This window comes from Nocardioides zhouii, from assembly GCF_004137345.1.
Taxonomy (GTDB): Bacteria; Actinomycetota; Actinomycetes; order Propionibacteriales; family Nocardioidaceae; genus Nocardioides; species Nocardioides zhouii.
The window spans coordinates 188,936-210,682 of record NZ_SDWV01000002.1 but is presented as its reverse complement, the minus strand read 5'-3'; the positions used below and the strand labels follow the sequence as shown (position 1 = coordinate 210,682).

The following is a 21,747-nucleotide window of genomic DNA, read 5'->3' as shown; positions in this document are numbered from 1 at the left end:
CAGTTTGCCGCCATTCAACAATTGCTGCCACACTGCATTCGAAGCGTTTAAGCCCCTGAACGCTCGATAGGAAAAGGGAATACACACCATGGCACAAAAGGTAAACATTGTCCTTGTCGATGACCTCGACGGAACCGAGGCGACCGAGACCGTGACGTTCGGCCTCGACGGATCGACGTACGAGATCGACCTCAACGACGCCAACGCCGCCGCCCTTCGTGAAGCCCTCAGCGGCTACGTCGGCCACGCCCGCAAGAGCACCGGCGGCTCGCGCCGCACCCGCCGCTCCGCCGGCTCCGCCTCGACGTCCAACACCAAGGACGTACGCGAGTGGGCCAAGGGCCAGGGCATGGACGTCTCCGAGCGCGGCCGCATCTCCGCCGACGTGCAGTCGGCGTACGACGCCGCCCACTGACGTACGCGCGCCCCTGCTCCACCCTTGATCCGCGCTTGTAACGCCGGGTTAGTGCTTGTACCCACCCCCTTGCTCGGGGGTGGGTACAGCCATTAACCCGGCGTTACAGCGTCCGGGGTCGTTCGCTGTGAGCGGACGGCCTCGTGTCGTGGGCGGGAACACGTAGGCTGATCCCGGGCGTTGAGCCCAGTGTCCGCACTTCCGTCCCGGCGGGGGATCGGCGGACCACGCAGACGTAGAGGAGCGCACATGTTCGAGCGGTTCACCGACCGAGCCCGGCGAGTTGTCGTGCTGGCCCAGGAAGAGGCCCGCATGCTCTCCCACAACTACATCGGGACCGAGCACATCCTGCTCGGCCTCATCCACGAGGGCGAGGGCGTCGCCGCCAAGGCCCTCGAGTCCCTCGACATCTCCCTGGAGGCCGTGCGCGCCCAGGTCGAGGAGATCATCGGCCAGGGCCAGCAGGCGCCGTCGGGCCACATCCCGTTCACGCCGCGCGCCAAGAAGGTGCTCGAGCTCTCGCTCCGCGAGGCGCTCCAGCTCGGCCACTCCTACATCGGCACCGAGCACATCCTGCTCGGCCTGATCCGGGAGGGCGAGGGCGTTGCCGCCCAGGTCCTGCAGAAGCTCGGCGCCGACCTCAACCGGGTGCGCCAGCAGGTCATCCAGCTGCTCAGCGGCTTCCAGGGCAAGGAGTCGGCCGCGTCCGGCGCCCAGACCTCCGGCTCCGGTGGCGAGGCGCCGTCCAGCTCGCTGGTCCTCGACCAGTTCGGCCAGAACCTCACGCAGGCCGCCCGCGAGGGCAAGCTCGACCCCGTCATCGGGCGCGAGCAGGAGATCGAGCGCGTGATGCAGATCCTGTCGCGCCGTACGAAGAACAACCCCGTCCTTATCGGCGAGCCCGGCGTCGGCAAGACCACGATCGTGGCCGGCCTGGCGCAGGACATCGTCAAGGGCAACGTGCCCGAGACGCTGAAGGACAAGCAGATCTACACGCTCGACCTCGGCGCCCTGGTGGCCGGTTCGCGCTACCGAGGTGACTTCGAGGAGCGCCTCAAGAAGGTGCTCAAGGAGATCAAGACCCGCGGCGACATCGTGCTGTTCATCGACGAGATCCACACCCTCGTCGGCGCCGGTGCGGCCGAAGGCGCCATCGACGCCGCCAGCATCCTCAAGCCGATGCTGGCCCGCGGCGAGCTGCAGACCATCGGTGCGACCACGCTCGACGAGTACCGCAAGTACCTCGAGAAGGACGCCGCGCTCGAGCGCCGCTTCCAGCCGATCCAGGTCGCGGAGCCGTCGATCGCGCACACGATCGAGATGCTCAAGGGCCTGCGTGACCGCTACGAGGCGCACCACCGCGTGACCATCACCGACGGGGCCCTGGTCTCGGCGGCGACGTTGGCCGACCGCTACATCTCCGACCGGTTCCTGCCGGACAAGGCGATCGACCTCATCGACGAGGCCGGTTCGCGGTTGCGCATCCGCCGGATGACTGCCCCGCCGGACCTGCGCGAGTACGACGAGAAGATCGGTGACGTACGCCAGCGCAAGGAGGCGGCCATCGACGGGCAGGACTTCGAGGCCGCGGCCCGCCTGCGCGACGAGGAGAAGCAGCTCTCCGCCCGCCGTGCCGAGCGTGAGAAGCAGTGGCGCGCCGGCGACCTCGACGAGATCGCCGAGGTCGACGAGGAGCTGATCGCGGAGGTCCTGGCCGTCGCCACGGGCATCCCGATCGTCAAGCTCTCGGAGGAGGAGTCCACCCGTCTGCTCAAGATGGAGGACGAGCTCCACAAGCGCGTGATCGGCCAGGAGGAGGCCGTCAAGGCCCTCAGCCGTGCCATCCGGCGTACGCGTGCGGGTCTCAAGGACCCCAAGCGCCCCGGCGGCTCGTTCATCTTCGCCGGCCCGTCCGGTGTCGGCAAGACCTGGCTGTCCAAGACGCTCGCCGAATTCCTCTTCGGTGACGAGGACGCGCTGATCCAGCTCGACATGAGCGAGTTCTCCGAGAAGCACACCGTGTCGCGTCTGTTCGGTTCGCCGCCCGGATACGTCGGTTACGAAGAGGGCGGACAGCTCACCGAGAAGGTGCGCCGCAAGCCGTTCTCCGTGGTGCTGTTCGACGAGGTCGAAAAGGCCCACCCCGACATCTTCAACAGCCTGTTGCAGATTCTCGAGGAAGGCCGCCTGACGGACTCGCAGGGTCGCGTCATCGACTTCAAGAACACCGTCATCATCATGACGACCAACCTCGGCTCGCGTGACATCGCCAAGAGCGTCAACCTCGGCTTCGGTGCCATCGGCGCAGACGCGGCGGGCTCCTACGAGCGGATGAAGACCAAGGTGTCGGAGGAGCTCAAGCAGCACTTCCGGCCCGAGTTCCTGAACCGTGTCGACGAGATCGTCGTGTTCCCGCCGCTGTCGCAGGAGCAGATCGTCGCGATGGTCGACAACATGATCGCGGCGGTCGAGCTGCGCATGAAGGACCGCGACATGTCGCTCGAGCTCACCCAGCCCGCCAAGGCGCTGCTGGCCGAGCGAGGGTTCGACCCGGTGCTCGGTGCGCGGCCGCTGCGTCGCACGATCCAGCGCGAGATCGAGGACGTCCTCGCCGAGAAGATGCTCTTCGGTGAGGTCGGTCCGGGACAGATCATCCTGGTGGACGTCGAGGGCGAGGGCCCTGCGGCCACGTTCACCTTCAAGGGACAGAAGAACTCCCGGGTCCCCGACCTGCCGCCGTTCGAGACCGCCGACCTGGGGCTCGAGCCGCAGCGTGACGACGAGGGCAACCTCGAGGGTCCCGACGACAGCGTGGGACCGGTCGACGTCCCGCGCGACCCCGCCTGACCCTGCCTCACCTGATCACCCCGGGAGCGACCAGCGCCCCGGGGTGATCTGCGTCAGCAGGCCGTCGGCGACCAGTCCGGGGAGGCAGCGCTCGCGCTGCTCCCGCTCCGGCCAGGCCTGCTCGACCTGGGCCGTGCTCACGGACGACTGGTCGCGGGCGAGCGCCATGATCCGCCCGCGGCACTGGCGGTCGGTGCCCGCCCACGCCTGGCCGCGGCGCGGCGGGCCGTCGTACGCCGGGAAGCCGGCGGCGCGCCACGCACAGAGCTCGGCGATCGGACAGGTGTCGCACGACGGCTGGCGTGCGGTGCAGACGAGCGCGCCCAGCTCCATCGTCGCGACCGCCCAGGTCGCCGCGGTGGCCGGGGCGTCGGGGAGCAGCGAGGTCGCCACGTCACGCTCGGCGCGGGTCACCGCGGGCGCCGGGAACTCGACCCCGGAGACCGCGCGGGCGAGCACGCGTCGGACGTTGGTGTCGAGGACCACGTGGCGCTGGCCGTACGCGAAGCTGGCGATGGCCGAGGCGGTGTAGTCCCCGACGCCCGGCAGCGCCAGCAGGTCGGCGTACCACGTCGGCACCGCGCCGCCGTGGCGCTCGACGATCGCGACGGCAGCAGCGTGGAGGCGCAGCGCGCGTCGCGGGTAGCCGAGCCGGCCCCACATCCGCACAGCCTCGCCCGTGGACTCCGCGGCGAGGTCGGCCGGTGTGGGCCAGCGCTCGAGCCATGCGGCGTGCACAGGCAGCACCCGGGCGACGGGGGTCTGCTGGAGCATGAACTCGCTGACCATCACCGACCAGGGCGTGGCGGCGACCCCGCGCCACGGGAGGTCCCGTGCGTGGTCGTCGTACCAGTCGAGCACGGCGTCGTGGAGTGCGCTGGCGGCAGGGGCGTCCATCGCGGCGATCGTAGGTGAGCCGGTGCGCCTCCGCCGAGACGGGCCGGTTCCTCCCTAACCTGACCCCATGCCGTCGACCGTGCGACCTCGCGGGCCGCTCCCGGCCCGGGTCTACTGGACCCGACGGATCGTGGTGCTCGCGATCCCCCTGCTGCTCGTGGTGGTGCTCGCGCGCGTGCTCGGCGGGTCGTCCGACGGCCAGGACGCCTCGACCGGTACGGCGACGCAGGCCGGCGCCACCGTCGACGACATCGCGCCCGCCACCTCGGGGCCGACCGCCGGTGCCACGACGGAGGGCAAGAAGGGCCGCAAGGGCAAGAAGAAGCGCAACCAGGAGACCGCCCCGCCGGAGCCGGTGCTGGCCGAGCCCAGTGGCCCGTGCACCGAGTCCGACATCGTCGCGACCCCGGCCATCACCACGGCCGCCGGCGGCGTCGGCGCGACCGTCCCGATCACGATCAACCTGCGCACCAAGGTCGCCGAGGCGTGCACCTGGCAGGCGTCGGCGACGACGATGACGGTGACGATCACGTCGGGTGACGACTACATCTGGAGCACCCGCGAGTGCCCTGTGGCCATCGCGCCCCAGGACGTGGTCGTCCGGTCGGCCGTGGACGCACCGGTCGTGGTGACCTGGTCGGCGAAGCGCTCCGACGAGACCTGCTCCGACCGCACCGCCTATGCCATGCCGGGCTTCTACCACGTGGCCGCCGCCGCCCTCGGCGGCGAGGCGACCGACGTCCAGTTCGAGCTGGTCGCGCCCCAGCCAGGCGTCATCACCCAGACCGCCGAGCCCGAGCAGCAGGGTGGCAAGAAGAACAAGAACGGCGACACCGCCCACACCCCCGGTGAGGACGGCGCGGGGAACTCCGCCGGCTGACGTGCGTCCGGGTCGTCAGTTTCCCCGGGTACCCGGGGAAACTGGAGGTTCCAGTGCGAAACTTCGCGGGCAAGGCTCCAGTTTGGATATGGAAGCTCGGAACCAGTGGGTCGTACGCCGGTGCGCTGGCCCCAGCTCCCGATGGTCATTCCTGTGAGGCGAGATCTCGACGCGGCCGTCACGACCTCGTTCCTCGGTCGTGGGCCTTGCTCGATCTGGCCGAGCCCACGCCGCCAGCTCGTGCCTCGCTGACGGCTGCTCGGCTCAGATGTACCGCTCGGTGATGCTGGACTCGGCGAGGCGGGAGAGGCCCTCACGGACGCTGCGGGCGCGGAGCTCGCCGACGCCCTCGACGGCCTGGAGGTCGTCGATGCCGGCTGACAGGAGCTGCTGGAGGCCGCCGAAGTGCTCGACCAGGCGGTCGACGACGGCGGCGGGGAGCCGGGGGACCTTGGCGAGCAGCCGGTAGCCGCGGGGCGCGACCGCGGCGTCGAGGTGCTCCGCGCCGCCGAGCCCGATGACCCGCGCGACGGCGGCGGGGTCGACGAGGTCGGTCGGAGAGAGTCCCTCGAGCTCGGCGAGGTGCAGCTCGGGGCTGTTCTGGCGGCGCTTGCCGGTCGGCAGGTAGTCGCGGACGACGAGCTCGCGCTCGGCATCGACACCGGTGACGAGCTCCTCGAGCTGGAGGGACAGCAGGCGGCCGTCGGTGCCGAGCTCGAGGACGTAGTCCTCGATCTCGCGGGCGATGCGGATGACCATCTCGAGGCGCTGGGCGACGACGGCGACGTCGCGCACCGTGACCAGGTCCTCGATCTCGAGGGCCGACAGCGTCGCGGAGACCTCGTCGAGGCGCATCTTGTAGCGCTCGAGGGTCGCGAGGGCCTGGTTGGCGCGGGAGAGGATCTTGCCGGAGTCCTCGAGGACGTGGCGGATGTCGCCGACGTAGGCCGCGATGATCTGCATCGACTGCGACACCGAGATGACCGGGTGGCCGGTCTGCTTGGCGACCCGCTCGGCCGTACGGTGCCGGGTGCCGGTCTCCTCCGACGGGATGGTGTGGTCGGGCATCAGGTGGACCGCGGCTCGGTGGACCCGGGTGATGTCCTTATCGAGGATGATCGCGCCGTCCATCTTCGCCAGCTCACGCAGCCCGGTCGCGGTGAACGGGACGTCGAGGGTGAAGCCGCCGGTGGCGATCGAGTCGACGGTCTTGTCCTGGCCCAGCACGATCAGGGCGCCCGTACGACCGCGCAGGATCCGCTCGAGTCCGTCGCGCAGCTGCGTACCCGGTGCGATGGAGGCCAATGTCGCGCGCAGGCGAAGCTGCTCGTCGATGCGCTCTGCCACCGGTCCTCCACATGTGTCTGTGCCGGCACTACCCCCGGGCACCCCGGTGAAGTGTAGGGCGCGCCAGCGCAATCGAGCGTTCCGTCACAAAGCCGTGACCTAGCTAGAGCGGCGGCGTGAGCTCGAGGGTGAGGAGGGCGCCGAAGACGTCGTCCACCTCGACCACCCGGAGGCCGTCGACCACCCGCCGGCTCGGGATGCCGCGCTCGCTGGCGAGCGTACGACCGCGCGGGACGACGGCGACCTTGAAGCCCAGCCGGGCCGCTTCCGCGATCCGCTGGGGCAGGTCGCGGACGCGGCGGAGCTCGCCGGCGAGACCGATCTCCCCGATGGCGACGGCACCCCGCGGCGCAGGCACGCCCAGGTGAGAGCTGGCGACGGCGACGGCGATGGCCAGGTCGGCAGCTGGGTCGTTGAGCTTGGCCCCGCCGACGGTCGCGACGAACGTGTCGCTGCCCGCGATGCGCAGCCGGGCGTGGCGGGTGAGGACGGCGAGCACCATGTCGACGCGGGACGACTCGACGCCCGAGACGGTGCGGCGCGGCCGCTCCAGGGGCGAGGGCGTCAGCAGCGCCTGCACCTCGGCCAGCAGCGGCCGACGGCCCTCCATGGTCACGGCCACGCAGGTGCCCGACACGTCCTGGGTGTGGTGCTCGACGAACAGCCCGGTCGGGTCGGTGACGGCGGCGATGCCCTCGGACGACAGGTCGAAGCAGCCGACCTCGTCGACCGGGCCGTAGCGGTTCTTCATCGCCCGGAGCATCCGGAAGCGGGAGTTGCGATCGCCCTCGAAGTGGAGCACCACGTCGACGAGGTGCTCGAGGACGCGCGGGCCGGCGATGGAGCCGTCCTTGGTGACGTGGCCGACGAGCACGGTGGTGATGTTGCGCGTCTTGGCCACCCGGATCAGGGCCGCGGCGACCTCCTTGACCTGAGTGACACCGCCGGGCACGCCGTCGATGCCGGACGCGCCGATCGTCTGCACCGAGTCGACGACCACCAGGGTCGGCCGCACCTCCTCGATGTGGGTGAGGACCGCACCGAGGTCGGTCTCGGCGGCCAGGAACAGCTCGTCGTGGACGCCGCCGGTGCGGTCGGCGCGCAGCCGCACCTGGGCGGCCGACTCCTCGCCGGTGATGTAGAGGGTGCGCTGCCGGGTGCGGGCGGTCTGCGCCGCGACCTCGAGCAGCAGCGTGCTCTTGCCGACGCCGGGCTCGCCGGCGAGCAGGATCGCGGCCCCGGGCACGAGGCCACCACCCAGCACGCGGTCGAGCTCGGGCACGCCGCTCGTCCGGGCGACCGACTCGGTGATCGAGACCTGTCCGATCGGGACCGCGGGGGTGGAGACGGGGCCCGCGGCGGCGCGCAGGGTCGGCGCGCCGACCTCTGCGACCGAGCCCCACGCCTGGCACTCGCCACACCGGCCGACCCACTTGACCGCCTCCCAGCCGCACTCGGTGCAGCGGTAGGTGGAGCGGGCTTGGCGCGGGGCCTTCGTGGACATGGGAGCCACGCTAGGCGAGGGCACCGACAGTGCTGCGCACCCGCACCGGAGGGCTCGGCACGCGTACGAGGGGGCACCGGTTGGTCTGGTCCACTTCTCCACATCGAGTGCCTCCGGCCTGTGGAGCACGCGCCGATCCTGTGGACGAACCCCGCCGATCTGGGGATGGACCGGCTCCATCGGTGGACGGGCGGTGGACAGGGATCTCGGTCCACCGAACCCCTTGCGCGCCGTCGCCGCGACCGCGTAGAACGTCTCCTACGCCGCCCCGCAAGGGGAGGCGGGATGACTCGGAGACGAGGGTCCATCCGGACGGGTTGGCTTCGGCCGACCAGCCGCCGCGACTGGGTGACGCAGCCGCGGGGACCAACGGTGAAGAGGCGTCGACCGGAGGTCGTCACACGATCCGGTCAAACCGAAGGGCCCTTGCGACTCATACTCGCGAGGGCCCTTCACCTTTTTCGGCGCCTGCACCCTTACCTGATCCGCCGACACCCGGGCTTATGCTTCACGCAGTTGGATCGATCAAGGGGGGGTGCCATGGTTCGCAGCGACCATCGGCCCGGCAGCCAGCTGCCGGTCACGCCGACGACCCTCGCCGACGTCGCCGAGCGCGCCGGGGTCTCACGCCAGACGGTCTCCAACGCGGTCAACAACCCTGACCTGCTGCGCCCCGACACCCTCGAACGGGTCCGGCAGACCATCGCCGAGCTGGGCTACTCGCCCAACCGCGCGGCCCGCAACCTACGTACGCGCACGTCCTCGCTGATCGGGCTGCGGTTCACTCCCGCACAGGAGGGCACGGCGAACGCGATGATGGACCGCTTCGTCCACTCGCTGGTCGAGGCGAGCGACGAGGCCGGCTACCACGTCCTGCTCTTCCCGGCCGACGACGAGGACCCGATCGGCGGCTACGACAACCTGCTCCGCTCGACCGCCGTCGATGCCTTCGTCGTCACCGACACCTACCTCGGCAACCCGCAGGCCGCCTGGCTCAGCCAGCAGCGCGCGCCCTTCGTCGCCTTCGGTCGTCCGTGGGACGACGACGTCGCCCGCCACGTCTGGGTCGACGTCGACGGCGCCGCCGGCACCCGCCTCGCCACGCAGCACCTCATCGACCGCGGCCACACGCGCATCGCGTGGATCGGATGGCGCAAGGACTCGCCCATCGGGGAGGACCGCCGCGCGGGCTGGGTCTCCACGATGCACGCCAACGGCCTGCCCACCACGGGGATGGCCTCCCGCGTCGAGGACGTCGTGCACAGCGGCGCCGAGGCGGCCGCGGTGCTCCTCGACGAGTCCGAGCCGACCGCCTTCGTGTGCGCGTCCGACACCCTCGCGATGGGCGTCCTGCACACGCTCTGGATCCGCCAACTCGCCCCCGGCCGCGACATCGCGGTGGTGGGCTTCGACGACTCCCAGGTCGCGCAGGTCTTCCCGGTGGGCCTGACGTCCGTACGCCAGCCGCTCGAGGACGTCGCCGTCGAGATCGTCCGCACCCTGAGTGCGCTGCTCTCCCACCAGCCGGTCGAGACGCGCGGGGTGCTCCTCGCGCCGACGCTGGCGATCCGCGGGTCCAGCTAGTCAACCGGACGGGTCGCGCCGTCGTCTCCACAAGCAGAGACCTCCACCGACCCGAGGAGATGCCGTGGCCCGTCGTGACGACGACTTCGTCGCCTTCGTCGACGCCCGGTCCGCGGCGCTGCTGCGGACCGCACGACTGCTCACCGCTGGTGACCAGCACGCCGCCGAGGACCTGGTGCAGACCGCGTTGGAGAAGGCGTACGTCGCCTGGGCGCGCATCGAGCGCAAGGGTGCGCAGGAGGCCTACGTCCGCTCGATCATGACGCGGGCCGCGATCGACCGGACCCGGCAGCGGACCCGGCGCGGCGAGGTGGTCACCGACAAGGTGCCCGACGTGCCGGTCCACCAGGCCGGCCCCGAGGACCGCGACCACGTCTTCGGTCTGCTCGAGCTGCTCTCGCCGCGCCAGCGCGCGGTCGTGGTGCTGCGCTACTACGACGACCTCTCCGAGGCCCAGATCGCCGAGGCGCTCGGCTGCAGCGCCGGCGCCGTGAAGGCCCACGCCTCCCGCGCGATGGCGGTCATGCGCGCCTACTCCACCGACCTGTCAGGAGCTCGCCGATGACGCCCGACACCCTGCTGCGTACGCAGCTCAGCACTGCCGTCCAGGACACGACGGTCCCGCCCGGCCTGGCCGACGGCGCCGTGGCGGGCGGACGCCGACGACGGCGACGGCGCGCGGTGGCGGGCGGCCTCGCCCTGGCGGCCGTGGTTGTCCTCGCCACCACGGTGGTGCAGATCCCCGGCAACGGACCCCTGGGGCGTGACGGCGAGGTGGCCTCCGGCACGAGCGCCGAGCTCGCGGACGGCCTGGCCTGGGCGCGTGGCCTGCCGCAGGGCGATCCCCCGGCGCTGCCGTTCTTCGGTGAGGGCGGTCTGTGGAGCGAAGGTCAGATGCACGACACCCTCGGCGAGGAGGTCAACTACTCCTACCCGCCGCAGGAGGTCGTCGGTGGGTGGCTGGTGGTGACTGGGCAGGACGAGGAACGACTCGGGCTCGCGGTGATGGCGCCCGACGGATCGTTGCGAGCGCTGCCGACTGGCACCTCCGTCGAGGGACTCGGCGACGCAGGGGTGGTGGTGTCGGCCGACGGGCGACGCGCCGCCTACGGGTCCTGGGTGGTCGACCTCACCACGATGCAGGCGACGGCGGTCCCGCACGTCCCCGGGTCGGGGGCCGACGACGCTGGCACCCGGATCCGGATGGTCGGCTTCACCGCCGACGGCCTGGTCTACGAGGGTGCTTCGTTCGACGAGGGCTTGGGCGCCACCTGGCTGCTGCGTGACGACGGGACGACCGTGCCCGTGCAACCGCCCGAGGGCAGCCACATCAGCGACGCCGACGCCGCCGACGTCGCCGTGCGCTACGACTACGTCGGCGACACCGACACCTGCGTGACGACGTACCTCCTCCGCGGCACCGCATGGGAGGAGTGGCGCAGTGACTGCATGGGTCAACCCCTCGGTGGAGCAGTCGGCGTCTCGCCCGCGGCGGAGTGGCTCATCACCGACGACCTCCCGCGCGTGTGGAGCATCGCGGACGGCAGGTGGCACCGCCTCGACATGCCGGCCGGCGTCGCCCGCGCACAACTGGACGCGCAGCGGGGCGGCGCGGTCTGGGAGAGCGACGACAGCTTCCTGCTGCCCGTCGCCGATCGATGGACCGGCCCGACGTCGCCTGAGCCCGAGTTCGTGCAGCACGTGCAGGTGGTGCGGTGCTCCCTGTCGACGAAGACCTGTGAGCGCGCGGGCGACGAGCAGTACCTGCCCGTCGTCACCACGATGTGGGGCACCTCCCAGCTCAGGTTTGCCCACCCCTGATCGCGGCTAGAAGTGCCGCCACCACAGGTTGATGGCGTAGTCGACCGCGGTGCCGTTGTGGGAGGACAGCGCCTCCTCGGCCGCCTCGGGCGGCAGCTCGATGCGGACGACGGACTCGAGGTCCGAGCGCGACTCGAACGACCAGTCCATGTCGATCCGGCGACGCTCCCAGCCGTGGGTCGACCAGAACCGTTCGACCGCCACCGGGTCGACCATCGGGTAGCCGCGGGCGAACCAGCGGCCGAAGGTGGACCGCGTCGGGTCGTTGTCGATCACGAACGCCGTACCGCCGCGGCGTACTACCCGGTCGAGCTCGCGCAGCCCGGGCTCGGAGCCGGGCCCGAAGAAGTAGGCCCAGCGGGCGTGGGCCACGTCGACCGACGCATCAGCGAGAGGCAACGACTCGGCCATCCCCTTGACCACCTTCACGTTGGCCAGCTTCTTCGTACGCCGTCGCGCGAGCGGCACCAGCGGGGCGTACGGCTCGACCCCGACCACGCTCGCGGCCGATGCCGCCCACAGGGGCAGGTGGAAGCCGGTGCCGCAGCCGATGTCGAGGAACGCGCGTCCCGACCAGTCGGCGACCTCGCGCATCGCGGCCTCGATACGGCCGTGCGGGTCGGCGGCCCGGTTCTCGAGCTCGTAGAGCCCGGGGGTGTGCCAGATGTTGGGGGAGGGGCGGGGCTTCAAGCTCAGATGCGCACGAGGCCGGCGGGCGTCTGCAGCTGCACCGCGACGATGCCGGGGGTGCCGTTGGGGGCGACCCAGTCGACCTTGATGTCCTCGAGCGGGGCCTCGACGGTCTCGCCGAGCCACTCGCTCACCCGCTGCGGGTCGCCCGCGATCTCCAGGCAGGCCAGGGAGAAGTCGCCGCTGGCGCCGTTGCTGGGGTGGAGCTCGACCGGCGACTGCCAGTGGATGAAGTAGGGGAGCTGCGGGTCGTTGAGGAGGCCGTTGACGCCGACCTGCTGCCACAGCAGCTCGGTGCCGTCGGGACGGTGGCGGTTGCCCTTGACGGCCTCGCGGCCCAGGCGGCTCTCGACCGGCTCGAGCTCCTCGACGGAGACGACCCAGCCCAACCAGCCGCCGCCGAGGGCGGAGCGGGCACGCACGGCCTGCCCGAAGGGCGCCTTGTCGCTCGCGGGGTGGTCGAGCACCTCGACGATCTCCATGTAGGTCCCGCCGGCGAGCGGCAGGATCATGTTGCGGGTGCCGAAGCGGGGGTGCACCCCGCCGCTGACGAACTCCGTGCCGAGCAACCCCCCGATGCGCTGGGCGGTGCTGGCAAGTCCATCAGGTCCGGCGGCGAAGCTGACGTGATCCAGGCGCATGCAGAGATTCTGACCCCGGTTCGTCTCGACCGGTGACACCGGGGTCAGGTTCTCTTGACGTCGAGCAATCTCGAGGTGTGGATTCCCCGGTTGCTCAGCGGGGATCTGCCGGGTGGAGGGCCAGCGCCGAGCGGGAGCGGACGTGCGCCTCGCAGTGGCGGGTCAGCTCGGCGTACGCCTCCGGTCCCATCAGCTCGACGAGCTCGGCCTCGTGGGTGACGAACACCGGCTCGAGGGCGACGTGCGCCTCGGTGTTGCCCGAGCAGTACCAGTCGAGGTCGTGGCCGCCGGGGCCCCAGCCGCGACGGTCGTACTCGCCGATCGAGACCTCGGTGTACGCCGTCCCGTCCTGCCGCTCGACGGAGCGGTACTGCCGGCGGATGGGCAGCTGCCAGCAGACGTCGGGCTTGGTCTCGAGCGGGTTGCGGCCCTGGCGCAGGGCCAGGCCGTGGAGCGCACACCCGGCGCCGACGTGCCCGCTGTCGTTGGTGAAGTCGGTGCGGTTGTGGAAGACGCAGGCCCGCTGCCCGTCGACCTCGACCGCGAGCGTCTTGCGCTCACCGTCGTCGTCGGTCTCGACCCAGTCGGACTTCTTCACCGCGCGGCCCGGGTGCAGCTGCCAGTCGTCGGGGGTGAGCTGGGCGACGAACCCCGCGACGCGCTTCTCGTCGTCCCGGTCGGCGAAGTGCGCGCCGAGGGTGCAGCAGCCGACGTCGGGGGCGTCGGCGTAGATGCCCGCGCAGCCCTGCCCGAAGATGCACATGTAGGCCGAGGTCAGCCAGGTCAGGTCGCAGCGGAACACCTGGCCCTCGTCGGCCGGGTCGCCGAACTCGACGTACGCACGGGGAAAGACCAGGTCGACTTCGGGCACTCGCAGAGCCTAGTCGCGCGACCATGGCCTAGTAGCGTGGCGGGCATGCGCCTGGGAGTGCTCGACATCGGTTCCAACACCGGCCACCTGCTCGTGGTCGACGCGCACGGTGGCGCCGCCCCGCTGCCCGCCTCCTCGCACAAGCAGCCGCTGCGCCTGGCCGAGCACCTCGACGACGACGGCGCCGTCACCAAGAAGGGCATCAAGGCCCTCACCGACTTCTGCGCCTCCGCGACCGAGATCGCCGAGGACAAGGGCTGCGAGGAGATGCTCGGCTTCGCAACCTCCGCGGTTCGTGACGCCGTCAACTCCCACGAGGTCCTCGAGCACGTCGAGAAGCACAGCGGCGTCACCCTCGAGGTGCTCTCCGGCGAGGACGAGGCGCGCCTGACCTTCCTGGCCGTACGCCGCTGGTTCGGCTGGTCGGCCGGCCGGCTGGCGGTCTTCGACATCGGCGGCGGGTCGCTCGAGATCGCCGGCGGCACCGACGAGAACCCCGACGTCGCCTGGTCGCTGCCCCTGGGCGCGGCCCGGATGGCGCGCGCGTGGTTCGGCGGCGAGCGACCCTCCGACGACGACATCCGCGAGCTGCGCCGCCAGATCCGGGCCGAGATCGCCCGCGACGCCGGCCACCTGCTGCGGCCCGGCGTCCCCGACCGTGCCGCCGCGACGTCGAAGACGTTCCGCTCGCTGGCGCGGATCTGCGGTGCCGCGCCGAGCGGAGACGGTCAGCTCGTGCCGCGGGTGCTGGAGCTCGCAACCCTGTCGGAGTGGATCCCCAAGCTCATGGACATGTCGGCCGACGACCTCGCCGACCTGCCGGGCGTCTCGCCGAGTCGTACGCACCAGATCGTCCCCGGTGCGCTGGTCGCCGAGGCGTGCATGGACATCTTCGACCTGACCGAGCTGGAGATCTGTCCCTGGGCACTGCGCGAGGGCGTCATCCTCGAGCGCCTCGACCAGATCTCGGTCGTGACGAGGTCGCGCTGACCCATGGCCTCATCCAAGGGCCCGCTGATCGGCCTCTCCACCGCCTCGGTCTACCCGGAGTCGACGGCCCATGCCTTCGGCTGGGCCGCGTCGCTGGGCTATGACGCCGTAGAGGTGATGGTCGGCATCGACGCGCTCAGCCAGCAGGTCGACGCGGTCAAGAAGCTCAGCGACCACCACCAGGTGCCGATCTGCGCGGTCCACGCTCCGTGCCTCCTCTTCACCCAGCGCGTGTGGGGCACAGACCCCTGGGGCAAGCTCGAGCGGTCGGCGGAGATGGCCGAGGCGGTCGGCGCCGACGTGGTCGTCGTACACCCGCCGTTCCGGTGGCAGAAGGACTACGCCGCCGGCTTCGTCGAGGGCATCGCGTCGCTGGAGGCGCGTACGGGCATCGCCTTCGCGGTGGAGAACATGTATCCGTGGCGGGCCTCGTCGCGCCGCGGGATGGAGATGTACCTGCCGGGCTGGGACCCGAGCACCGAGGACTACGCCCACACCACGATCGACCTGTCGCACGCCGCGATCGCGCGCAGCGACGTGATCGAGATGGCCGAGCGGATGGGCGACTCGCTGCGCCACATCCACCTGACCGACGGCTCCGGATCGGCGAAGGACGAGCACCTCGTGCCGGGTCGCGGCGTGATGCGGGCCGAGGAGTTCCTGCACCACCTCGTCGGCACCGGGTTCGCCGGCCACGTGGTGCTGGAGATCAACACCCGGCGCTGCGCCGACCGCACCGAGCGCGAGGCCGACCTGGCCGAGTCGCTCGCGTTTGCCCGTACGCACCTCGGCGTGACGACCCCGTGAGCATCCGGTGACCGCCCGCGCGTCGCGGGGCCGGCGCCCTGGCGCACCGGACACCCGGGCCGAGGTGCTCGCCGCCGCGCGGGCGTCGTTCGCCGAGAAGGGTTTCCGGGGTACGACGATCCGCGCCGTCGCGTCCGCCGCCGGCGTCGACCCCGCGCTGGTGCACCACTACTTCGGCACCAAGGACGACCTCTTCGTCGCCGCGCTCGAGATCCCCGTCGACCCGCGCGAGATCCTCGCCCCGGTGGTCGCCGCCGGCCCGGACGGCGCCGGCGAACGGCTGCTGCGGACGTTCCTCTCGGTGTGGGACGACCCCGCGATCCAGCCCGGCCTGCTCGCCCTCGTCCGCTCGCTGATGGCCGACGACAGCGCGGGCCTTGTGCGCGACGGCTTCATCCCGGTCGTGGTCGGCCCGGTGCTCGCCTCCCTCGTCCGCGACCGCCCCGAGGTCCGGGTCCCGCTCGTCGCCAGCCAGATGATCGGGCTGATCGTCGCGCGCTACGTCATCGCGGTCCCGCCCCTCGCGCAGATGCCCGCCGAAGACCTCGTCGCCCGGGTCGGCCCGGTCCTCCAGCACTACCTCACCGGCGACCTGCCGTAGCCCGGCGTACGCCTTGCTGGGCGGTGCGTGAGGGGGATTCCCCACGCCCGGAATCCTCCTCGCCCACCGCTCGTACGCTCAGCCCGGCCGTTCCCCCGAGCGGTGGTCCACCCACATTCGCCTGTTGCGGAATGTGGCTGCGTCACCGCTGGTCGGCGCGCCAGAGGGGACACGCTCGTGGGAGGTGGTCCACCCACGTTCGGCGACCAGGAAATGTGGGTGGACCACCGCTCGGCGGAGGGTTGACGGAAGCACCTCCCGCGAGCACAATTCAACACATGATGAAAAACGTCGTGGAGGTGCGTGACCTCGTCGTCGTACGCGGGTCGCGGGAGGTGCTGCCGGGGATCTCGCTGGACGTGCCGGCGGGCGTGACGGGGCTGCTCGGGCCGAGCGGGTGCGGCAAGACCACGCTGATGCGGTGCCTCGTCGGTGCGCAGCAGGTGCGGTCGGGGACCGTCGAGGTGCTGGGGGAGCCGGCCGGCAGCGCGCCGCTGCGTACGCGGATCGGCTACGTCACCCAGGCTGCGAGTGTGTACGACGACCTCACCGTGGCGGAGAACCTGAGGTTCTTCGCCCGGGTGCTCGGCGTCGAGCCCGCGCAGGCCGACGAGGCGATCGCGTCGGTCGACCTCGCGAGCCACCGCGACCAGGTGGTCGCCCGGCTCTCCGGAGGGCAGCGCAGCCGGGTCAGCCTCGCCGTCGCGCTGCTCGGCAAGCCTGACCTCCTGGTGCTCGACGAGCCGACCGTCGGCCTCGACCCGGTGCTGCGTCGCGACCTGTGGGAGCTGTTCCACCGGATCGCCGACGCCGGCGCGGCGGTGCTCGTGTCGAGCCACGTGATGGACGAGGCCGAGCGCTGCCACCGGCTCCTCCTCATGCGCGAGGGCCGCATCATCGCCGACGGCTCGCCCGACGAGATCCGCGAGCGGACCGGGGCCACCGACATCGAGCAGGCCTTCCTGCACCTCGTCGAGACCCAGCCGAGCGGAGAGGGGGACGCAGCATGAACGCCCGCATCACCCTTGCCGTCGCCGGCCGCGTGCTGACCCAGGTCCGCCGCGACCACCGCACCCTCGCGATGCTGCTGGTCGTCCCGTGTGTCCTGATCAGCCTGCTGTGGTGGATGTTCGACGATCTGCCCGGAGGGATGTTCGACCGCTTCGGGCCGGCGCTGCTGGCGATGTTCCCCTTCATCGTGATGTTCCTCGTCACGAGCGTGACCACCCTGCGCGAGCGCAGCAGCGGCACCCTCGAGCGGCTGCTGACGATGCCGATGGGCAAGCTCGACTTCCTGCTCGGCTACGCCCTCGCCTTCGGCCTGCTCGCCGCCGTGCAGGCGGCGCTGGCGGTCGGGGTGAGCGTCGGGCTGCTCGGCCTCGACGTCAACGGACCGGTCTGGCTGCTCGGGCTCGTTGCCGTCGTCGACGCCGTCCTCGGCACGGCTCTCGGCCTTCTGGTGAGCGCGTTCGCGACCACGGAGTTCCAGGCGGTCCAGTTCATGCCGGCGTTCGTCCTCCCGCAGATCCTGCTGTGCGGCCTCTTCGTCCCGCGGGACGCGATGCCCGGCGTGCTCGAGGCGATCAGCAACGTCCTGCCGCTGTCGTACGCCGTCGACGCGATGCAGGAGCTCGTCGGCCGCGCCGACCAGGTCGAGGTGTGGCGCTCTGTCGCGGTCGTGGCCGGCTTCGCGCTGGCCGCGCTCGCGCTGGGCGCCGCGACGCTCAGGCGGCGGACTCCTTGAGCCCGGTCCAGGCTAGGCCCGGACCGTGCCGACCCGCGTGAAGAGCCACGCCGCGACCGCGAAGAGGGCGGCGTACAGCCCGGTCAGCATCACCACGTCGAGCACCGACGCGCTCGCCTCGTCGAGGGCGACGAGCACGAGCGCCACCGCTCCCGCGACGAGCGTCGTCACGGCCGACGCCGCGAGCGCCGTTGCCATCCCGGTGGGCCGGAACCGGGTCGCGACCGCCACGGCCAGGCTGACGACCGGCGCCGCGAGGTAGAGCCAGTCACGGTCGCCGTCACCGACGATGCCGAGCGCTCCGATGCCGAGCAGCAGGAAGAGGACGGTGCCGATCGAGACGCCCAGTGCGAGGACGTAGCGCTGGGTCGTCGAGGTCTGGAAGGTCATGCCCCCGACGCTAGGTCCGCACCCCGTCGGAAGGGGTGGAGGAGGTGTGAAAGTTCGGTGGGGATCGGCGTAGCCTTCGCTCCATGTCGTTGCTCCGCCAGCCGATCCTGCTCCTCGCCCGCAGCCAGGGCGTCAAGAAGCTCGTCTCGACCATGCCCGTGTCGAGCGGCATCGTCACCAGCTACGTCCCCGGTGAGAAGACCGCGGACGCCGTACGCGCCACGTCGACGCTCGTCGACCACGGCCTGCGGGTGACGCTCGACTACCTCGGCGAGGACACCACCGACGCCGCGCAGGCCGAGGCCACGGTCGCGGCCTACAAAGACGTCCTCGCGGACCTCGCGTCCAAGGGCCTCGCCGCGCACGCGGAGGTCTCGGTCAAGCTCAGCGCGATCGGCCAGTTCCTGCCCGACAGCGGCCACAAGGTCGCGCTGGAGAACGCCCGCGACATCTGCCGCGCGGCCCGCAACGCCGGCACCACGGTCACCCTCGACATGGAGGACCACACCACCACCGACTCGACGCTCTCGATCCTGCGCGAGCTGCGCAAGGACTTCCCCGAGACCGGCGCCGTGCTGCAGGCGATGCTGCACCGCACCGAGGCCGACTGCCGGGCACTCGCGTACGAGGGCTCGCGCGTGCGGCTCTGCAAGGGCGCGTACATGGAGCCGGAGGCGGTCGCCTTCCAGGAGAAGCTCGACATCGACAAGTCCTATGTCCGCTGCCTCAAGGTGCTGCTGGCCGGACAGGGCTACCCGATGATCGCCACCCACGACCCGCGGATGATCCATATCGCCTCGTCGCTCGCGAGCCGCTTCGGCCGTCGGGCCGGCACCTACGAGTTCCAGATGCTCTACGGCATCCGCCCCGACGAGCAGAAGCGCCTCGCGACGGCCGGCGAGACGGTGCGCGTCTACATCCCCTACGGCACCGAGTGGTACGGCTACCTCATGCGCCGCCTGGCCGAGAAGCCCCAGAACCTCGCGTTCTTCGCGCGCTCGCTGGTCTCGAAGAAGTAGCAAGACCGGAGCCTCCCCGCGCCACGCAGTAGATTGCGGCCATGAGCACAGCGATCATCGGCGCCGGCGTGATGGGGGAGACCCTGCTGTCCGGACTCGTACGCGCCGGGCGCCGCGTCGACCAGCTGATGGTCGGCGAGAAGCGCGCCGAACGAGCCCGTGAGCTGGAGGAGCGCTACGGCGTGGCTGTCGTCTCCAACCGCGAGGCCGCAGCGAAGGCCGACACCGTGGCACTCGTGGTCAAGCCGCAGGACATGGGCGACGTGCTCGACGAGATCGCTCCCGACCTGCGACCCGGCCAGCTGCTGGTCTCGCTGGCCGCCGGCATCACGACCGCATTCATCGAGTCGCGCGTGCCCGAGGGCGTCGCCGTCGTACGGGTCATGCCCAACACCCCCGCCCTGGTCGACGAGGGCATGGCGGCCATCTCCCCGGGGTCGCACTGCGACGAGGCCCACCTCGCCGAGGTCGAGTCGCTGATGGCTTCGACGGGCAAGGTGCTGCGCATCCCCGAGAAGCAGATGGACGCGGTCACCGCGATCTCCGGCTCCGGCCCGGCCTACATCTTCTTCGTCGTCGAGTCGATGATCGAGGCCGGCGTGCACCTCGGCCTGCCGCGCGCCACAGCCACCGAGCTGGTGGTGCAGACGCTTGTCGGCTCGGCCGCCATGCTCCGCGAGACCGGCACCCACCCCGTCGTGCTGCGCGAGCAGGTCACCTCGCCCGGTGGCACCACCGCCTCAGCGCTGCGCGAGCTCGAGATCCACAAGGTCCGCGCGGCATTCCTCGCCGCGATGGAGGCCGCGCGCAACCGGTCCCGCGAGCTGGCCGAGGGCATCTGAGGAACCTGGCCGGCCGCGCGGGCGTCCACCTGACATGAGCCGATGCGCGCGTGCCCTCGTGGCGGGCACGGTGCTGCTCGCCCTCACCTCCTGCGGTACGGCGCCGGGGCCGCGATCGGGCGAGGAGGGCGCGGCCGCCACGAACGCTGCCCGTTGGGAGCGGGTTGAGAGCTTCCCGCTGTCCCCGCGCACAGACCCGGTCGTGGCCTGGACGGGCTCCGAGGTCATCGTGGTGGGCGGCAACACCGGCTATGTCTGCCCGCCCAACGCGGACTGCATGACCCCGACGGACCTGGCGTCCGACGGAGCCGCGTACGACCCGGCAACGCGGTCGTGGCGATCGCTGGAGCCTGCCCCAGTCGGACTGTGGAACAGCTGGGGCAGCGACTGGGACTCCGCGCTGGTCGGCGCGGTGCTCGTCGTACGCGGGACGAAGAACGGGACGTGGCAGGGCTACGACGTCGCCGGCGACACCTGGTCGACCCTGACGCCTCCCGCCGGGTTCGAGGGACAGCTCTCCGAGAGTGGTGGCCGCCTCTGGGCACTGGCGGACCACCGCATCCTGAGCTGGGACCCCGCGACGGACGACGTCCGCGTGGAGGCGTCGTACGCGCCGCCGCGTCCGCTGCAGGACGCCCAGCTCTTCGTCACGCCGGCGGGGCCGGTCCTCTCCGGGTCCCGCTACCACGACGCTGCGCCCGACGAGCCCACGCTCACCCAGGTCGATGTCCCCGACGGGACTGGCGGCTGGCGGCGCTTCGTCACCGGACAGGTCGGCTGGCTCAGCCACTGGGACGGGACCCGCCTGGTCGGGGTCGAGCCCGGAGAGGTGGACGGCGGAGAGGTCAACGGCTGGGACCGGGCCTACCCGTTCGCCGGCACGCTCGACCCGGTCACCGGTGACTGGCAGCCGCTCGACGTCCCGGCCCGCGACTGGCAGTCCGACGACTGGCTGGTCTCCGCCGACGCCGGCACCCGCATCGTCAGCTACGGGCAGTTCCTCGACACCGCGACCGGCACGTGGCTCCGTGTCGGACGACCGGATTCCGACCTCGACCACAACCTGGGTGCCACGTGGGCCGACGACCGGCTCTTCGTCGTCGGCGGCGTGGACGAAGCGGCGGGGTTCGAGTCGCCGGGCCGACCCGAGGCCTGGCTCTGGACCCCGCCCACCCGGTGAGTCCTCAGGTCCCCCGCAGCTGGCGGACCAGCCCGAGGCCGTCGTCGACGAGCCCGCGCACCAGCGGCAGCCGCGTGAGTCGTACGGAGCGGTCGACGATCGGGACCAGTCCGGCCACGAGCGTGCGCGTACGCCGCTGCCCAGGGCTGTCGTCGTACACCCAGAAGAGCACGACGCCCATGTGCAGCAGCCACAGCAGCTCGGGCAGCTCCTGACGCAGGCCGGGCGCGACCTTGAGGTCCGAGCCCTCGACGGCGCGACGCATCAGCTCCGTGCTGGCCTCGCGGGCGGGCCCCGACTCGGCCGAGAAGGGCGAGAGGGGCGATCGCGGGTCGGCGGCGTTGCGGAAGAACTGGCCGCCGAAGTCGTGGAACGGCTCGGCCACGTCGAGGAACGAGGCCATCACCCCGTGCAGCCGGTCGGCGAACGCCGGCCGGTCGTACGCCGACTCGGCAGCCGCCGCGTGCTCGACCTGGAGCTGGTCGTAGAACGCCTGGACCAGCTCCTCCTTGCCGGAGAAGTAGTAGTACGCGCTGCCGAGGGACACCCCGGCCTCGTCCGCGATCGCGCGCATCGTGGTGGCGTCGTAGCCGCCGCTGCGGAACAGTGACAGCGCAGCGTCCACGATGCCGGAGCGGGTCTGCTCGGCCTTGCCGGATCGCTTCGTGGGCACGGAC

22 protein-coding genes are annotated in these 21,747 nt (G+C 71.4%); 14 read left to right on the top strand and 8 right to left on the bottom strand.

Annotated features, from left to right (window positions below; genetic code table 11):
* Positions 1-88: 88 nt before the first annotated feature.
* Together EUA94_RS02780 and EUA94_RS02775 are read left to right on the top strand one after the other, a co-directional pair.
* Positions 89-415, top strand: coding sequence for a histone-like nucleoid-structuring protein Lsr2 (locus EUA94_RS02780; protein WP_129424447.1), 327 nt, complete (start codon positions 89-91; stop codon positions 413-415).
* Between the two features lie 249 nt (positions 416-664).
* Positions 665-3,262: an ATP-dependent Clp protease ATP-binding subunit gene (locus EUA94_RS02775; protein WP_129424445.1), complete on the top strand. Its 2,598-nt coding sequence runs from the start codon at positions 665-667 to the stop codon at positions 3,260-3,262.
* Positions 3,263-3,277: 15 nt separating this feature from the next.
* Here the strand turns inward: EUA94_RS02775 and EUA94_RS02770 are convergent, their stop codons facing one another.
* A complete protein-coding gene (locus EUA94_RS02770) occupies positions 3,278-4,159 on the bottom strand; it encodes an HhH-GPD family protein (protein ID WP_129424443.1) in 882 nt (293 codons plus the stop codon).
* Positions 4,160-4,226: 67 nt separating this feature from the next.
* Between EUA94_RS02770 and EUA94_RS02765 the strand changes: the two genes are divergently transcribed.
* Positions 4,227-5,039: a hypothetical protein gene (locus EUA94_RS02765; RefSeq protein WP_129424441.1), complete on the top strand. Its 813-nt coding sequence runs from the start codon at positions 4,227-4,229 to the stop codon at positions 5,037-5,039.
* A 264-nt stretch (positions 5,040-5,303) separates the two neighbouring features.
* Here EUA94_RS02765 and disA read toward each other — a convergent pair whose 3' ends face one another.
* Positions 5,304-6,386 (bottom strand): DNA integrity scanning diadenylate cyclase DisA, encoded by a 1,083-nt coding sequence (gene disA / locus EUA94_RS02760; protein WP_129424439.1) that lies wholly within the window; start codon positions 6,384-6,386, stop codon positions 5,304-5,306.
* 103 nt (positions 6,387-6,489) lie between these two features.
* Complete coding sequence (radA, locus tag EUA94_RS02755; protein ID WP_129424437.1) at positions 6,490-7,890, bottom strand: DNA repair protein RadA; 1,401 nt, start codon at positions 7,888-7,890, stop codon at positions 6,490-6,492.
* A gap of 540 nt (positions 7,891-8,430) precedes the next feature.
* Here radA and EUA94_RS02750 point away from each other — a divergent pair.
* From EUA94_RS02750 to EUA94_RS02740, 3 genes are all read left to right on the top strand, one after another.
* On the top strand, positions 8,431-9,474 hold the full coding sequence (locus EUA94_RS02750) for a LacI family DNA-binding transcriptional regulator (RefSeq protein WP_129424435.1): 1,044 nt from the start codon (positions 8,431-8,433) through the stop codon (positions 9,472-9,474).
* A gap of 64 nt (positions 9,475-9,538) precedes the next feature.
* A complete protein-coding gene (locus tag EUA94_RS02745) occupies positions 9,539-10,039 on the top strand; it encodes a SigE family RNA polymerase sigma factor (RefSeq protein ID WP_129424433.1) in 501 nt (166 codons plus the stop codon).
* Positions 10,036-11,295 (top strand): hypothetical protein, encoded by a 1,260-nt coding sequence (locus EUA94_RS02740; protein WP_129424431.1) that lies wholly within the window; start codon positions 10,036-10,038, stop codon positions 11,293-11,295. Before EUA94_RS02745 ends, EUA94_RS02740 begins: the two co-directional genes overlap by 4 nt.
* Before the next feature lie 6 nt (positions 11,296-11,301).
* Here the strand turns inward: EUA94_RS02740 and EUA94_RS02735 are convergent, their stop codons facing one another.
* The 3 genes from EUA94_RS02735 to EUA94_RS02725 all read right to left on the bottom strand — a co-directional run bounded on the left by EUA94_RS02735 (position 11,302) and on the right by EUA94_RS02725 (position 13,497).
* Positions 11,302-11,985 (bottom strand): class I SAM-dependent methyltransferase, encoded by a 684-nt coding sequence (locus EUA94_RS02735; protein ID WP_242494637.1) that lies wholly within the window; start codon positions 11,983-11,985, stop codon positions 11,302-11,304.
* Positions 11,986-11,987: 2 nt separating this feature from the next.
* Entirely contained in the window at positions 11,988-12,626 is a 639-nt protein-coding gene (locus EUA94_RS02730) for a VOC family protein (protein ID WP_129424429.1), read from the bottom strand.
* 94 nt (positions 12,627-12,720) lie between these two features.
* Positions 12,721-13,497, bottom strand: a complete 777-nt coding sequence (locus tag EUA94_RS02725) for a DUF3109 family protein (protein ID WP_129424427.1) — start codon at positions 13,495-13,497, stop codon at positions 12,721-12,723.
* 45 nt (positions 13,498-13,542) lie between these two features.
* On the opposite strand from EUA94_RS02725, the gene EUA94_RS02720 reads away from it, so the two are divergent.
* The 5 genes from EUA94_RS02720 to EUA94_RS02700 all read left to right on the top strand — a co-directional run bounded on the left by EUA94_RS02720 (position 13,543) and on the right by EUA94_RS02700 (position 17,639).
* Positions 13,543-14,487: a Ppx/GppA family phosphatase gene (locus tag EUA94_RS02720; protein WP_129424426.1), complete on the top strand. Its 945-nt coding sequence runs from the start codon at positions 13,543-13,545 to the stop codon at positions 14,485-14,487.
* A 3-nt stretch (positions 14,488-14,490) separates the two neighbouring features.
* Positions 14,491-15,294 (top strand): sugar phosphate isomerase/epimerase family protein, encoded by an 804-nt coding sequence (locus EUA94_RS02715; protein WP_129424424.1) that lies wholly within the window; start codon positions 14,491-14,493, stop codon positions 15,292-15,294.
* A gap of 7 nt (positions 15,295-15,301) precedes the next feature.
* On the top strand, positions 15,302-15,895 hold the full coding sequence (locus tag EUA94_RS02710) for a TetR/AcrR family transcriptional regulator (protein WP_129424422.1): 594 nt from the start codon (positions 15,302-15,304) through the stop codon (positions 15,893-15,895).
* A gap of 278 nt (positions 15,896-16,173) precedes the next feature.
* Positions 16,174-16,905, top strand: coding sequence for an ABC transporter ATP-binding protein (locus EUA94_RS02705; protein WP_129424420.1), 732 nt, complete (start codon positions 16,174-16,176; stop codon positions 16,903-16,905).
* The gene (locus tag EUA94_RS02700; RefSeq protein ID WP_129424418.1) at positions 16,902-17,639 is read left to right on the top strand and encodes an ABC transporter permease; all 738 of its coding nucleotides are present in this window, start codon (positions 16,902-16,904) and stop codon (positions 17,637-17,639) included. Before EUA94_RS02705 ends, EUA94_RS02700 begins: the two co-directional genes overlap by 4 nt.
* Before the next feature lie 12 nt (positions 17,640-17,651).
* On the opposite strand, the gene EUA94_RS02695 is transcribed toward EUA94_RS02700, so the two are convergent.
* Positions 17,652-18,029 (bottom strand): hypothetical protein, encoded by a 378-nt coding sequence (locus EUA94_RS02695; protein WP_129424416.1) that lies wholly within the window; start codon positions 18,027-18,029, stop codon positions 17,652-17,654.
* Positions 18,030-18,112: 83 nt separating this feature from the next.
* On the opposite strand from EUA94_RS02695, the gene EUA94_RS02690 reads away from it, so the two are divergent.
* Genes EUA94_RS02690 through EUA94_RS02680 form a run of 3 tightly spaced genes read left to right on the top strand, consistent with a single transcriptional unit; the run spans position 18,113 to position 21,070 of the window.
* Positions 18,113-19,048 carry a proline dehydrogenase family protein gene (locus tag EUA94_RS02690; protein ID WP_242494636.1) on the top strand — a complete coding sequence of 312 codons (936 nt, stop codon included), beginning with the start codon at positions 18,113-18,115 and terminating at the stop codon, positions 19,046-19,048.
* Positions 19,049-19,089: 41 nt separating this feature from the next.
* Positions 19,090-19,890 (top strand): pyrroline-5-carboxylate reductase, encoded by an 801-nt coding sequence (gene proC, locus EUA94_RS02685; RefSeq protein ID WP_129424414.1) that lies wholly within the window; start codon positions 19,090-19,092, stop codon positions 19,888-19,890.
* Between the two features lie 34 nt (positions 19,891-19,924).
* A complete protein-coding gene (locus EUA94_RS02680; protein WP_129424412.1) occupies positions 19,925-21,070 on the top strand; it encodes a Kelch repeat-containing protein in 1,146 nt (381 codons plus the stop codon).
* Positions 21,071-21,074: 4 nt separating this feature from the next.
* Here the strand turns inward: EUA94_RS02680 and EUA94_RS02675 are convergent, their stop codons facing one another.
* The gene (locus EUA94_RS02675) at positions 21,075-21,743 is read right to left on the bottom strand and encodes a TetR/AcrR family transcriptional regulator (RefSeq protein WP_242494635.1); all 669 of its coding nucleotides are present in this window, start codon (positions 21,741-21,743) and stop codon (positions 21,075-21,077) included.
* Positions 21,744-21,747 lie beyond the last annotated feature (4 nt).